Annotated in this window: 10 protein-coding genes; 8 read left to right on the top strand and 2 right to left on the bottom strand. The window is 56.7% G+C overall.

Annotation, left to right across the window (positions count from 1 at the left end; all coding sequences use genetic code 11):
* Positions 1–248: 248 nt before the first annotated feature.
* Complete coding sequence (locus tag ACPOL_RS19085) at positions 249–1,157, bottom strand: LysR family transcriptional regulator (RefSeq protein ID WP_114208462.1); 909 nt, start codon at positions 1,155–1,157, stop codon at positions 249–251.
* 138 nt (positions 1,158–1,295) lie between these two features.
* On the opposite strand from ACPOL_RS19085, the gene ACPOL_RS19090 reads away from it, so the two are divergent.
* From ACPOL_RS19090 to ACPOL_RS19125, 8 genes are all read left to right on the top strand, one after another.
* Positions 1,296–4,478, top strand: coding sequence for an efflux RND transporter permease subunit (locus ACPOL_RS19090; protein WP_114208463.1), 3,183 nt, complete (start codon positions 1,296–1,298; stop codon positions 4,476–4,478).
* 30 nt (positions 4,479–4,508) lie between these two features.
* On the top strand, positions 4,509–5,801 hold the full coding sequence (locus ACPOL_RS19095) for an efflux RND transporter periplasmic adaptor subunit (protein WP_114208464.1): 1,293 nt from the start codon (positions 4,509–4,511) through the stop codon (positions 5,799–5,801).
* Complete coding sequence (locus ACPOL_RS19100; protein WP_338026678.1) at positions 5,798–7,264, top strand: efflux transporter outer membrane subunit; 1,467 nt, start codon at positions 5,798–5,800, stop codon at positions 7,262–7,264. The genes ACPOL_RS19095 and ACPOL_RS19100 overlap by 4 nt, the downstream gene beginning before the upstream one ends.
* Positions 7,265–7,404: 140 nt before the next feature.
* Positions 7,405–8,637, top strand: a complete 1,233-nt coding sequence (locus ACPOL_RS19105) for an aspartate aminotransferase type Ic (RefSeq protein WP_114208465.1) — start codon at positions 7,405–7,407, stop codon at positions 8,635–8,637.
* A gap of 165 nt (positions 8,638–8,802) precedes the next feature.
* Positions 8,803–9,603 (top strand): ABC transporter permease, encoded by an 801-nt coding sequence (locus ACPOL_RS19110; RefSeq protein ID WP_114208466.1) that lies wholly within the window; start codon positions 8,803–8,805, stop codon positions 9,601–9,603.
* A 117-nt stretch (positions 9,604–9,720) separates the two neighbouring features.
* Positions 9,721–10,503: an ABC transporter permease gene (locus ACPOL_RS19115; protein ID WP_114208467.1), complete on the top strand. Its 783-nt coding sequence runs from the start codon at positions 9,721–9,723 to the stop codon at positions 10,501–10,503.
* Positions 10,493–11,551 (top strand): ABC transporter substrate-binding protein, encoded by a 1,059-nt coding sequence (locus ACPOL_RS19120; RefSeq protein WP_114208468.1) that lies wholly within the window; start codon positions 10,493–10,495, stop codon positions 11,549–11,551. Before ACPOL_RS19115 ends, ACPOL_RS19120 begins: the two co-directional genes overlap by 11 nt.
* 43 nt (positions 11,552–11,594) lie before the next feature.
* Complete coding sequence (locus tag ACPOL_RS19125) at positions 11,595–11,891, top strand: heavy-metal-associated domain-containing protein (RefSeq protein WP_114208469.1); 297 nt, start codon at positions 11,595–11,597, stop codon at positions 11,889–11,891.
* A 110-nt stretch (positions 11,892–12,001) separates the two neighbouring features.
* Here the strand turns inward: ACPOL_RS19125 and ACPOL_RS19130 are convergent, their stop codons facing one another.
* Complete coding sequence (locus tag ACPOL_RS19130; RefSeq protein WP_114208470.1) at positions 12,002–14,848, bottom strand: TonB-dependent receptor; 2,847 nt, start codon at positions 14,846–14,848, stop codon at positions 12,002–12,004.
* Positions 14,849–14,929 lie beyond the last annotated feature (81 nt).

The following is a 14,929-nucleotide window of genomic DNA, read 5'->3' on the forward strand; positions in this document are numbered from 1 at the left end:
AGGCGCGATTTCTAGAACGTCTGAACTGCAACCTTCACCGTTGAGCAGGATTCCTGCTTCGTGGCAGAACTTCGATAGCAGCGGTGCGATTCTCCTCGTGCACCCCGGCCATTAATTTTGTGCGGGTGGGACCGCCATTCTGTTGACTTATCGGACGATCGACGCAAGCGCCGGGGCTGGCAGCAGAAATTTCTACGGTCCCCATTCAAAAGGCCCACTGGGAGATCAGGCTGTCTTTTCCAGAGAGGCTATAGCGACGCTATGGCCGATGCTTTTCGCCTTTTTCTGGCGAGTTCGAGGAATGCTTGGAGGATGGGACTTTCGTGCTCCGGAGCCCAGGCAATCACCAGGTCGATGTAAGCGGTTCGATCGCCGAGCGGGATAAAGACCAATTCATCGCTGATCAGGACCTTGGATCCTTGCGGCAGGACTGCAACCCCCTCACCGGCTTCGACCAAGGCGATGACGCCTGAGCCGACCGTCGCGGTGGCGCCGATCCGAGGAGAAAAGCCCGCCTCTCCGCAGAGGGTAATCACCTTGTCGAATGCCGCGGGCGAGTACTTCCGCTCGTTCAGCACAAATCGTTCATCGGCAAGTTCGCGGATGAGAAGGGTCCGCTTCTTGGCGAGCGGATGGTTCTTCAGCAGCACCGCGTACATCGGCTCGGTCAAGAAGTACTCGGACCTCAGCGTGGTTGCGTCCGAGGGCTGTACCGGTCGGGTGAAACCAATATCGATCGCTCCGGATTGAAGAGCACGGTGCTGCATGCCTGGCGCCATTTCGGCAAGGGAAACTTGCACGTCGGGAAAGCGGTTCCTGAACTCCTTGATGATGGCGGGGAAGAAGGTACCGGTACCGCCGACGAAAAATCCTACCGTCAAGGTGCCAATCTCGCCGCGGAGCGCCTTCTTGATGTTGGCAACCGCTTTCTCGGCGGAGGCAAGGACGCTGAGGGCATCTTCCAGAAACTGCTCGCCGTGCTCTGTCAGTCGAACACGTCGGTTTGTCCGATCAAAGAGAGTGACGCCTAATTCAAACTCCAGATCTCCAATTTGTTCGCTAATTGCAGACTGCGAGACGTTGAGCAGCCGCGCTGCACGGGCGAACCCTCCATTTTCCGCGACCGCTTTAAAATAGCGTAAATGTCTTAACTCCACGATCCGTATTGTACCTGGCGGGATCGATCGGTATTTCCGATCATCACGGACGGAACAAAATGCGAATCTGTTCTGCCTGCAAACGAGTCAACCCATAGACTGCCTTTTCCAGGTGGTCCGGTTAGGAGGCCTTCTAACGTGTGGATCGTCAAGCTAGCGCTGGATCGCCCATATACCTTCATTATTCTGGCGTTGCTCATCATGATTCTGAGCCCAGTGGTGATCCTGCGAACTCCCACCGATATTTTTCCGAACATCAATATTCCAGTGGTCGCCGTAGCCTGGCAATACACCGGCTTAAATCCGGAGGAGTTGGAGGGACGACTCACGACGCCTTACGAGAAGGCGCTTACTACCCTGGTCGATAACATTGAGCATACCGAATCCACTACTTATAACGGCGTAGCAGTAGTCAAAGTCTTTTTGCAGCCAGGCGCGAGCCTGGACACGGCGAACGCACAGGTCACTGCAGCCTCTCAGTATCTCCTCCGTCAACTTCCTCCAGGCACCCTTCCCCCGGAGATTATTAACTTCAGTGCATCGAGCGTTCCGATTCTCCAGCTAGGCATCTCCGGCAAGGGCCTCGACGAACAGCAACTTGCCGATCTCAGCCAGAACTCGGTGCGACCCCCTCTAGTGACGGTCCCTGGCGCTGTTTTGCCCCTGCCTTACGGTGGCAAAACGCCACAGATTTCGGTGAGCATGGATCAGGACAAGATGCAGTCGAAGGGAGTTTCTCCGGGCGACATCCTGAACGCCTTGAACGCGCAAAACGTCGTCATGCCCTCAGGAACGGCAAAGATCGGTGAAGCGGAGTATGACGTCCGCACCAATGCTGCCCCACGCACGCTGGATGAACTCAGCGTGATGCCGATTAAGCAGGTGAACGGCGCGATCGTCTATTTAAGAGACGTTGCCACGGTGAGCAGCGGGTCGGCATTTCAAACGAACATCGTGCGGCAGGACGGTCATCGTGGTGTGTTGATCACCGTCCTCAAAGCCGGTAATGCATCGACATTAAGCGTGGTTCAGGGCATTAAGGACTTACTGCCTCGGGTGGCGCAGACGGTGCCTCCGAGTCTGAAGATGACGCCGTTGAGCGATCAGAGCGTCTTCGTGCGCGCCGCCGTTTCGGGCGTCATTCGAGAGGCGGTCATAGCGGCGGCGCTCACCGGCTTGATGATTCTGCTGTTCCTGGGGAGTTGGCGCTCGACCCTGATCATCGCGGTTTCGATACCGCTCTCGATTCTATCGTCGGTCATTGTGCTTAGCCTGCTCGGCGAAACCATCAACACGATGACCTTGGGCGGCCTGGCGTTGGCGGTAGGCATCCTGGTAGACGATGCCACGGTGACGATCGAGAACATCGAGCGGTTTCTTGAGAATGGCTACGAGCTGCGTCAGGCAATCCTCGATGGCGCTGCGCAGATTGCTGTGCCGGCGCTGGTTTCCACCCTCTGTATTTGCATCGTTTTTCTGCCGATGTTCTTCCTGCAGGGCGTCTCGCGTTATCTGTTCGCGCCACTGGCGGAGGCGGTCATGTTCGCCATGATTGCTTCCTACATCTTGTCGCGAACTCTTGTTCCCACACTGGCCATGTACTTGTTACGCGAGAAAAACCACGGTCCCACGCGGAACCTGCTGGTAAAGTTTCAGCGGGGCTTCGAAAACGGATTTGAGCGCGTACGCAGTGCTTATCAGATCCTGCTGACCAGGCTGGTCTTTTCGCGAAAATTATTTGTGCCTGCCTTTCTCGCTGCATGCTTGTGCGCCTTTCTGCTGCTGCCGTTCTTAGGGCAAGACTTCTTCCCGAACACCGACTCCGGCGAATTCATTCTTCATGTTCGCGGCAAGAGCGGGCTTCGGATCGAAGAGACTGCCCGGCTGGCCGATCTGGTGGAGACCTCAATCCGGAACAAGATTCCAGGTAGGGAGTTGAACAACATTCTCGACAATCTCGGCCTACCTTATAGTCCGATGAATACCATGCATAGCACCTCCGGCCTGATTGGTGCCGCGGACGGAGACGTCATGGTGACCTTGAATGAGAACCATCATCCAACCGCGGATTATGTGCGGGAGCTTCGGCGAACGCTGCCCCGCGAGTTTCCCGGAGTGCTTTTCTACTTCCTGCCGGCGGACATCACGACGCAGATTCTGAACTTCGGATTGCCAGCGCCGATCGACGTCCAGTTTCAGAGCAACGATGTCGTCGCGAGCACAGAGCAAGCTACAGCGATACTAGAACAGTTGCGGCAGGTGCCGGGCTTGACAGACCTTCGTATTCAGCAGCCCACCGATTATCCTACGCTCGAAGTCAACCTGGATCGAACCAAGGCGGAGCAGGGTGGATATACGACCCGCGACGTAGCGCAAAGCTTGTTGAACAGCCTCAGCGGGAGCTTCCAAATTACCCCCATGTTCTATTTGAACTACAAGAACGGGGTGAACTATAACCTGGTGGCGCAGACGCCGCAGTACCGAATGGATACGCTTCAGGATTTGCAGAATATTCCCGTCAACTCCGCTTCGGCGGTGCCTCGGTCGACCCCTGAAGTCGTGGGTGACTTGACGTCGATCAAGCGCGATCGCGAACTGGCAGTGGTTTCCCACTACAACATCCGCCGAGTGGTCGATATTTATGGTTCGGTTCAGGATCGGGATCTGGGCGCGGTTTCGAAGGATGTTGAAGCGATCGTTCAGCAGCATCAGAAGGGCCTGCCTCGCGGCATGTTTGTATCCGTCCGTGGACAGGTGCAGACGATGCGCAGTTCCTACATCTCGCTATTGGGTGGATTGGTCTTTGCGGTCGTGTTGGTTTACATGCTGATTGTTGTGAATTTTCAGTCGTGGCTCGACCCATTCATCATTATCACCGCGCTTCCAGCGGCTCTCGGCGGGATCGTGGTCTTTCTCTTTCTCACTCACACGTCGCTGAGCGTCCCGGCGTTGATGGGCGCCATTATGTGCATGGGAGTAGCGACTGCTAACAGTATCCTGGTAGTCTCCTTCGCCAAGATTCGCTTTGCCGAGCATGGGGACGCAATTCTGGCGGCCATCGAAGCGGGGGCGACACGCTTTCGGCCGGTGTGCATGACGGCGCTTGCCATGATTATCGGTATGGTGCCGATGGCACTCGGGCTGGGCGATGGCGGGGAACAAAACGCACCCCTGGGGCGGGCGGTGATCGGCGGCCTGCTCTGCGCGACTGTAGCCACGCTGGTTTTTGTGCCATCGGTCTTCGGGCTGCTTCACGGATCGAAGCAGGGCGGTTCGCCGGTAAAAGACCAGGCATTAGACCCGCACCCACTACACGCGTAATGGCGGTATTCGAGAGAGGGACGAAAGACAATGCAATTGAATGATCAAACTGCTGAGGGATCTCCTAAAGAGCTGAGGGACACGCGAGAAGTCGGCGTACCGGAAGGCTCTGTTGTCGCGGCGGATCACGGTCACCCGGCTCATGAGTCGCAAACCGCGCCTCCGATCGTTCTCGATCCGAAGAGTAAACTGGGTCGCGGTCCGATCCTGGCTGCACTTCTGGCAGCGCTGGTGCTCGGGGTATTCATCGTCACCGGAATCCGCGCTCGCGTGCATGCCGAAGAGACTCTGACCCAAAATACTAGACAGGATGCGATCCTGTCGGTCGCGGTCACGAACCCGAGCCATGGTGCGAACGCCCTGGAGATTACTCTGCCCGCCAACACTCAGGCGTTTATCGATACGCCCATCTACGCGCGCACCAGCGGCTACCTGCGGCATTGGTATGCCGACATTGGCCAGCACGTCAAGAGTGGACAGGTGTTGGCCGACATCGAAACCCCCGAGCTCGACCAGCAGGTGCAGCAAGCCCAATCGGATCTTGCGACGGCACAAGCGAATCTGCAGATCGCGCAGATTACCGCTGAACGATGGAAGAAGCTGCTGGCGAAGAACGCGGTCTCCAAGCAGGAGGCCGATCAGGCGACGAGCGACTTCAGCGCCCGCCAGTCGGCGCTTTCTTCGGCGGAGGCGAACGTGCGCCGCTTGCAGCAGTTGCAGGGTTTCGAGAAGATTTACGCGCCTTTCGATGGCGTCGTGACGGCCCGCAACGTCGACATCGGTTCGCTGATTCAGGCCGGTGACAGCAACTCGCCGCGGGCTGAACTCTTTCACCTGGCAGCGACCGACAAGCTGCGCCTCTTCGTTCCGGTGCCTGAAGTGTATGCCAATACAGTTCACACCGGCGACCGCATCGTTGTGACTTCCGATGCAGCGCCGAACCAGAAATTCATGGGAACGATCGTTCGAAACTCCGATTCAATTGATTTGGCCAGTCGTACGTTGAACGTGGAAGTGGATGTCGTCAATGCTGAACATAGACTGCGGCCTGGACAGTATGCTTTTGTTCATCTGCCACTACCGCCATCCACTGCTTCGATGACCCTACCGTCGAACGTCTTGCTTTTTCGAGCGGAAGGTCTCCGCGTAGGAGTGGTGCGCAATGGACGCGCGGAGTTGGTGCCGGTTGAGATAGGTCACGACTACGGAGCCACCGTCGAGATCACAGCCGGCCTGCGGCCGCAAGATGAGGTGATCTTGAATCCCTCCGACTCGCTTGCGCAGGGAGAGCGCGTACAGGTCGAGAAGGGGGATGTGCAGTGAACAGGAAAGGCTACGCTGCGCTCGGGCTTACCTTAGCGCTCAGCGCTCTAACCGGATGCATGGTTGGACCGAATTACAAGACGCCCGCCGCAGCCGCAACGCCGGCCTTTAAGGAGGCCCCTCCGACCTCATTTACCGAACAGGATGGATGGAAACCGGGACAGCCGAGCGACACCCAACTGAAAGGCGACTGGTGGTCGCTCTTCAACGATGCGCAATTGACGGCGCTTGAGGTGCAGGTCGACACGGCTAATCAGACGCTCAAAGCGGCAGAGGCGAACTTTCGCGCGGCTCGAGGCCAGATCGGTTATGCGCGTTCCAACGAAGCGCCGACCATTGGCGTAGGTCCCTCAATCAGTGCGACCCGCTATTCAGCGAACCAGCTCTATTTTCCACCCGCGCTTGCCAACAACGGCGAAGGCAATTTCCAGCTGCCAGTCGACCTCAACTACGAGATCGATCTCTGGGGTCGGATCCGGCGTGGTGTCACCTCGGCCCGGGAGCAAGCGCAAGCGAGCGACGCCGACCACGAAAACGCGAGACTTAGTCTGCATGCGGAACTCGCCATGGACTACTTCGGGTTGCGAACCGCCGACGCGCAGATCAAACTGCTTGACGATACGGTGAAGGCCTATGAGAGCGCCTTGCAGTTGACGCAGGACCGTTTTGAGGGCGGAGCCGCGCCCCAGTCGGACGTGGCGCAGGCCAGAACCCAACTCGATCAGGCACGAGTGCAGCGGACCGATATCGAAGTGCAGCGAACCCAGTATGAGCATGCCATTGCTGTCCTGGTAGGGAAGCCGCCGTCAGAGCTGACAGTCCCGGTGCTGCCTCTGAACTCCCAGGCGCCTGCCATACCCCGAATCCCGGGCATGTTGCCGGCGACGCTGCTTGAGCGCCGGCCCGACATCGCTGGCGATGAGCGCCGGATGGCTTCAGCCAATGAGCAGATCGGTATCGCCGAGGCAGCCTATTATCCAACCTTGTCACTGAGCGCGATCGCCGGCTTCCAGGGGACTTCAGCACTGAATTGGTTCACTTGGCCGAGCCGCTTCTGGGCCGTCGGTCCAACCTTCTCAGAGACGCTCTTCGACGCTGGACGCCGCCGCTCTGCTAAGAACATTACCGAGGCGCAATACGATTCGACTGTGGGCAACTACCGGCAGACTGTACTTACCGCATTTCAGCAAGTGGAAGACAACCTCGCCGCTTTGCGCGTGCTTGAGGATGAAGCGCGGCAACAGCACGAGGCTACGGCCTCGGCAGAGCAGTCCCTGGATCTATTTCAGACCAGGTATGAAGGCGGAGTGGACACCTACCTGCAAGTGGTCACATGGCAGACCGCGGCTTTGAACAATCAGCGTAACGACCTGGATATCTTCGAACGTCGTCTCGACGCCAGCGTATTGTTGATCAAGGCCCTGGGCGGAGGATGGGACACGACCAAGTTGCCACCAGTCTAAGAGTGACGTACAGGCGCCGTTCCGATGGAGTTGTGTAAGCTTCTTATGGCTGGAGAAAGGTACAGGAGCTTCAATCCTCCAGTTGACTATGGCCGATTTAATTCGACCAGAGCTTGCCATCCACACCACAGGAGAAATGAATGTCATTGCAGCAACTTGAGGCGGGGTACGCCGCTCTGAGAAAGCGCGGCCTCAAACTCGACCTGACCAGAGGAAAACCATCTCCGCAGCAGCTTGACCTCAGCAACGATCTTCTCAGTCTGCCCGGCGCCAAGGATTATCTCGCGGAGAACGATGTTGATATTCGCAACTACGGCGGCCTGCAAGGATTGAGCGAGGCGCGCCGTTTATTTTCCGGTCTCCTTGACGCTCCCGCTGAGCAAATAGTTGTGGCGAACAATGCGAGCCTGGCGTTGATGCATGACACTCTAGTATTTGCGCTGATCAAAGGCGTATGTGATGGCCCAGAGGCTTGGTCGCGGCAAGGAGAGATCAGCTTCCTCTGTCCGGTACCCGGATACGACCGGCACTTCAGAATCTGTGAAGACTATGGCATCCGCATGGTTCCAGTCCGCCTTAACGACGATGGACCGGACATGGATCAAGTTGAAGCGCTAGTCGACAAGGACTCTTCGATCAAGGGAATCTGGTGCATCCCGAAGTACAGTAATCCGACCGGCGCCATTTATTCGGATTCCGTAGTCGAACGACTGGTCGCAATGGAGACTGCCGCGAACGACTTTCGGATCTTCTGGGACAACGCCTATGTTGTGCATCACCTCACCGAGGACCGGATTTCGATTGCCAACATACTGGAACGCAGCGCCGCACATGGGAATCCCAACCGGCCCTTGGTCTTCGCTTCTACCTCTAAAATCACCTTAGCCGGCGCGGGCCTTAGCGCCGTGGCTGCATCCGCGGCAAACGTGAAATGGCTGCTGGAGCGTTTGACGCCGCGCACGATCGGTCCGGATAAGGTTAATCAGTTGCGGCATGTTCGCTTTCTAAAGAACCAGCAAGGTATCTTCGAGCTGATGGAGAAGCACAGACAGTTGCTAGCGCCGAAGTTCAATGCAGTCCTCGAGACGTTCGAAGCCGAGTTAGCAAATCTTCCTGACGTGAAGTGGACCACCCCGAAGGGTGGCTACTTTATCAGTCTGGAAGTTCCACAAGGCTGTGCGAAGCGCGTGGTGACTCTGGCTAAGGATGCAGGCGTAGTGTTGACTCCCGCGGGCGCGACCCACCCCTATGGAAAAGATCCAGAAGATCGCACGATTCGAATAGCCCCATCATTTCCAGTTCTGGCAGAGGTCCAGGAGGCTGCGAAGGCGGTGGCAATATGCGTTCAACTCGCCGCGATGGAAAGGGTCTAGGAACCATGCATGGGCTCGAACTCTCGAGTCGCGCAACTGGTTTCGGGATCATCCCTTCGATTGATCCCAAGCAGAATGTTGCCCGGTATACTCTCTGGTGACTTGGTTTCCTTCTAAAAGCGCTGCTCCGCAGTGTTCGAAGTCGGATGCTGCGAGAGGATTGGAATGGGAGTTGCCACGGAGGTGCAAGGTGAAGCGAGGCAGCCTGCCAGGCTGCTGATCGCACTTCGTCCCGTGGCATTTGTGGCTGTCCTACTTTTTGTCTGGCAGATTGCTGCCGCTCGCCATCCGGATCAGCTGCTCCCCGGTCCCGTTGCGGTAGTTCACGGTATCGTCGAGTTACTTCGTCAAGGACTTCTATTGAAGTATGCGGTGGCCTCACTCTTTCGCGTTACCTGGGGCTTTCTGCTGGCGGCGGTGATGGCGGTTCCGCTTGGCTTGGCGATCGGATGGTATCGCCGGGCGGAGCTGGCGATTAACCCCCTGCTCCAGATATTCCGCCCGATCTCTCCGCTTGCCTGGATACCAATCGCGATCCTATGGTTCGGAGTCGGCGATCTAGCTGCGATTTTCCTTATATTCGTCGGCTGCTTCTTCCCCTTGCTGCTGACAGCCATGAGCGCAGTGCATAACGTTCCCGCCACCTATATCGATGCCGGGAGAAATTTCGGATTAAGTACAAGCGACTTTGTCCTGCGTGTCTTATATCCGGCAGTCATTCCACAACTCATCACCGGCTGCCGGATCACGCTAGGCATCGCCTGGCTGGTGGTGGTTGCGGCGGAGATGATTTCAGTGAACTCGGGATTGGGATTTCTGATCATCGATGCTCGTAACGCAGGGAACCGCTATGACCTGGTCATCGCAGGCATGGTTATCATCGGTTTGATTGGGCTGCTCTTGGATTTGGGCATGCGCCAGATGGAGCGGGTCAAGTCGGTTCGCTGGAGTTATGCTGGGGAATGAATTTGCAGACTACAAACGAGACCAGTCGGCAGGGGATCAGCAAAACGCTTGAAGATCTTCGAGCTACCTCGAACGTCGAGGTGAATTTTTGAAGAGGATCAGAGTGGCCTTTTCAGGATGACATCGTCGGCAAAACCAGCGTTGTGGGAGCAGTTCTTCTGGCCGCTCGTCGCGGCCGGATTGCTTCTAGCAGTCTGGCAGTTCTCCGTTGTCTGGACGGGAACCAAAGTCTTCCCGTCGCCAGTCAGCGTCGAGAAAGGACTCATCGGTCTACTGCAGAAACATGTGCTCTGGTCAGACATTGGCGACTCGCTCCGGCGCGTCGCCCTAGGGTTTGGATTCGCTACGGTCGTGGGCGTGCCGGTGGGCTTAGCGCTCGGATGGTATCCGGCAATGAACCAGGTCGTGAACCCGGTCCTGCAGGTCCTGCGTCCAATTAGTCCAATTGCTTGGATTCCCATAGCCATCATCTTTTTCGGTGTCGGAGATAGAGCTGCAATATTTCTGATTTTTCTCGCAGCGTTCTTTCCGATCGTCGTCGCCTGTATCAGTGGCGTCTCCAGCGTCCCTGCGATCTTCCGACGCGCGGGACGCAATTTTGGGCTCTCTCCAGTGCATATCCTCTCCAAAGTGATCTTCCCGGCTGCGCTTCCGCAAATTCTCATCGGATTGCGGCTCGCGCTTGGCGTCTCCTGGCTGGTGGTCGTCGCAGCGGAGATGATCGCGGTCGATTCGGGCTTAGGATATCTGGTGATCGACTCGCGCAATTCCGGCAAACGGTATGATCTGGTCGTCGGGGCGATGCTCATCATCGGTCTCATTGGGCTGGCACTCGATACCGGCATTCGGCGGCTGGAGAAGATCCGATCGGTTCGATGGGGGTTCCGTCATGGGTCTTAGAGGCAAGATCGCCGTGATCGCGCTCGGATGGCTTGTCCTTATTTCAAGCCTGCATGCGTATCTAAACGTGAACTGGGCAGCCGTGCTCAACGACTATCGTCCTGCCAGCAAGCGAAAGATCACGGTCGCTTATCTGCCCGTGACCTGCCAGCTTACGTGTCCGGTGACCGACTACATCTCAAAATATTCGCTATCGGGAGAAGAGTTTCTGCCGCGTATGTTCCAGGGGTTTCCGGAGATCAAAGAAGCGTTGATCTCAAACCGGGTGCAGGCGGCCTTCATCGTCGCGCCTTTGGCTCTCGCGCTCAAGTCGCAGGGAGTTCCGATCAAAGTCGTCTATCTTGGGCATCGTTACGGATCGGCGGTCGTCGTCCGCAAGGACGGCCCCATCAAGACATTCGCCGACATGCGCGGTAAGACAATCGCCATTCCGAGCCGCTTCTCCGACGAACGGCTGCTCCTTTTTCGAGCGATGAAAGTGTGGGGAATAAAGCCAAGCGAAATCAAAATGGTCGAGATGGCGCCTCCCGATGTCTCCGGAGCACTCGCCGCTCATGCTATCGATGCCTTTGTCATGGGCGAACCATTTCCATCGCAAGCGGAGATGGCCGGCTTCGGCCGCGTGCTTTTCCAGGCTCGGGAATACTGGCCCGATTACATGTCGTGCATCCTGGTCGTGCGGCAGGACCTGATCGATAGCCGTCCTGATGTTGTCCAGGTGCTGGTGGATGGTGTGGCGCGCTCCGGACTCTGGCTGGACACAAGCAAGCCGCACCGCGAAGACGCTGCGGATTTCGTCGGCCGCTTTTACTACAACCAAAAACCGGCGCTTCTTCGCTGGGCCTTGACCAAGCCGATGGATCGGGTGACCTACAGTCCGCTAGCTCCGCGTAAAGCGGACTTTGACATGGTGCGCGACCTGATGATGGAAACCGGCGTCTTGAACAAGAAACTCGAATTTGAGGATTACACCGATACGCGGTTCTCTGACCAGGCGAGTATCCAAACCCCTTGGAAATATGAACCGGGCACCGCGGTGGCGAAATAAGTCGAGGTTCGGACTCGAACCTGAATTAATGGAGGAGACACAGATGTTTCGCAGGAAATTTCTTCAACTTGCTACTCTCGCCAGCGCCGGCGCTCTGGCTCCCATGGATGCGCTGGCCACGGTCAAAACGGCGACCTATCACGTCAAGGGATTCAGTTGCATCACTTGTGCTACCGGTCTAGACACAATGCTTGCCAAAGAAAAAGGAATTCAGTCGAGCAAATCCACCTACCCCGAAGGCCTGGTGAAAGTGGCCTATGATCCGAAGCAGACCAACGAACGATCGATCGTGGCCTTCATCACCGACTTGGGCTTTACGGTCGATTCAAATCCTGCATAGAATAATCTACCCTCCTTTCTATTCATGGCGCACAGGCCTTATCCGCAGAAACAAGAATGGGCAGACAGGCTAATGCTTGCCAGTCTGCCCACGTTGTAGCAACTTCTGCTCTAAAAGTGAAAGCCGACTTCGCCCGTTAGTGCGCGTGGTGTCACGAAGTGGGTACCACTAAACGTGGAGAGGAAGTTATAGAGAGCGGTCTTGTTAGTAATATTGATCGCCGTGAGTTTAAGGCTCCATTTGTATTTGTCGCCGCTGAAGAGGTTGTCATCGCCGATGGAGGCGTCGAAGAGATTCCGCGGCGCCACGCGCGGCGGGCTCTTATCGTTATCCCCGGTGCCAGCCGCTGGAATCTTCAGGAGACTCGAGGTGAGTTGGTTGGCGGGGCACTCATAGTAGGTCGTGCCCAAATAGGTAACAGGGGTGCCGATCAGGTGGGTCGGCGTTGCTCTGTCTCCGCCGCAGGACAGTCCCGATTGAGTCTCCTGGTCGGCGTTGAGGGGTATCGCCACTGGGATACCGGTGACAGGATTCGTGCTAGGCGCCGCGCCGTTGTCTACCAGAGCTACAGCTGGAACTCCGTTGAGTGTTGCAGGATTGCCGTCCGGTCCTAAGGAACTGTTACCGCAGGCCGAGTTCGGATCCGCGATGTTGTAGCATGGCGTCGATCCAGCCACAAGACCCGAGTCGTAGCGCCAATTGAAGCCGGCCCACATGGCACGTGTAAACTTTCCGCCGGGAAGGTTGTACTGAAGGTGGGTGGTCTCGTTGTATCTCTCGTCGTGATCGATACGGAAGGGAAATCCTACGGCGACGCCGCTTGTGGCGCCCGCACCGGCCACCTGAGGCGGGAAGAAGCGGGCAGAGACCGAGGACATCACCACATTCGCAGAGAAGTTGTGGAAGTTTGGAATGCTGGCATTGATCGCGAAGCCCGGGATCTTCGAGTTGTGCCAGTCAATTGGAAACGTAATCGGCGTGTTGCCGAGCACACTGAAGTCGAAGGCATTGTGGGTGTATTTCCAGATATACTCGCCACCGACTACCGCAAACTTGCCAAAGGCCTGCTGGAAGCCAGCGTGGAACTCGTTGCGGAAACCGGGCTCTAGCGTCGTGCCAAACGTGGATGCGCATGCAAGTAAAGGGTTAAGTACGGGGTCGGAGCACCCCTGGCTCGACAGCACCAGGTTTTCGTTGAACGGCGTTTCTAGAGTTCGCGCATAGGAAACGCGCAGCACGGTACTCGTTCTGGGGAAGTTGTAGGCGATGCCCACGCGCGGCTCAGCCTGCCGCGCAACCGCCAACCCGTTGTAAAGATCGCCTCGAATGCCCAGATTGAAGAGCCAGTTCCTGGCTTTAATCTGATCTTCGAGGAAGAGCGCCAACTCTTTTACATCCGTGCGACCGACATAGTTAAAGTGGGTGCCGCCACGGGTGAGATCGTAAGGCGCGAGGACTGGAAGGTAATTCCCGTTCGGGAAAGACACGATGCCGTCGCAAGTCGCTGAGCCGGAGTAGCCTGCCAGAGGGTTGCCATTAACGTCCGTGCAGGGCGAGTTGTACACGTTCTCGACAATCCCCAGAGAGTCGCTCTCGCGCAGAAACGTTTGTCCGTATTGGGCGCCGACTTTGATGTTATTGATTCCCCTGGCATACGAATAATCTGCGTGAGCTGCGGTATTCAACAGAGAACGGATTTGAGAGATCGAGGATGTTTGCAGGTTTGCAGGCCCTAGATCGGCAAGAGGATTGCCGCTTGGGAAGTACTTGTACTGGTCCTTTCGGGCCCATGCGCCTAGATTGAAGACCGAGTAGTCGTTGACGATTCGGGTATACGTCGGATGGATGTCATACGTCCCGATAAAGGAGCGCTGGTCGGTGTTTCCCACAGTGGCGAACGTCGGGTTTGCGCTGGCGCCGGTTCCAGCCACAACATTCTGCACATTTAGCCCGCTGAAAGCATTTGGCGTCTGAAACCAGGAGCGACTGTAATTTAGATCCAGATGCACCGAGTCTCTGGGTGTAAAGGTGTAATCCACTCGATCGAAGAGATTTTCCTCGTTGCCCTTATCATGAAAGACGGTAAACTCCGGCGGGTCGAGAAATCGACCGGTATTCAGCCCGTCAAATTCGATAAAGTTTCCCCAATTTTTTCCTCCATAGCTCAGGTCGAACCCGCCAGTCGCTGACCCAAAACTGCCGTAAGAGGAGTAGATACTGCCAGTCGGCTTTGTAACCCCTTGTCCAGAACGAGTCGTCGCCACGATGACGAGACTGGTCTTGCCGCCGAACTCCGCTGGAGGCGCTCCAGAGATGACCTCAAGAGACTGGACCGCGTTGGTTGGAAGCTGGTTGGAGAAGACCTTGCTTTGCTGATCGGTAATCGATTGGCCGTCGATCGAAAAGGAGTTGGATGCATGGTCCCCGAGGCCGTGGAAGAGGCCATTCGAGTCGGCAGCCACGCCGGGCGACGCCATCGTCACTAACGAACTCAGCGAAGACGACTGGCTCTCCAGCGGCAACTTTTGAAAAAGGCTGCGGTCGACGTCGGTGTGGAAGGTTGGATCGTTCTCCACCAGGTCGCCGCCGCTCTCGACTGTGACCGTAGTTGACGACTCCCCAACTTTGAGAGCACTGGTTACCTTAACAGGGATGCCTGAGCGCACATCCACATCCTGCACAAAGGACGCAAAACCGTTCGCATCCACGGTCAGGTGGTACGGATTGAATGGCACGTTCGTGAACTGAAAGTTCCCTGATGCGTCCGATGCCGCGGTGCGGATATAACCGCTCACCGGATTGATGATCTTTACCGAGGCTCCAGGCACCACCGCTCCTTGGGAGTCGGTTACCGTGCCATTGATCGAACCAGAGTTATTCTGAGCAACAACAAATCCTTGAAACAACAGAAAGAGAAGGGGCAGCACAAGCCGCTTGGCCCTCGATATCAACAACATAAAGCCTCCAGATTTGGGGAGAGAAGAGATGGAGCACAGCCACATCGAATGCTAAGTGGTCGTTGCACTCCTAAATCTGAG

The sequence above is a fragment of the Acidisarcina polymorpha genome (assembly GCF_003330725.1).
GTDB classification, from domain to species: domain Bacteria; phylum Acidobacteriota; class Terriglobia; order Terriglobales; family Acidobacteriaceae; genus Acidisarcina; species Acidisarcina polymorpha.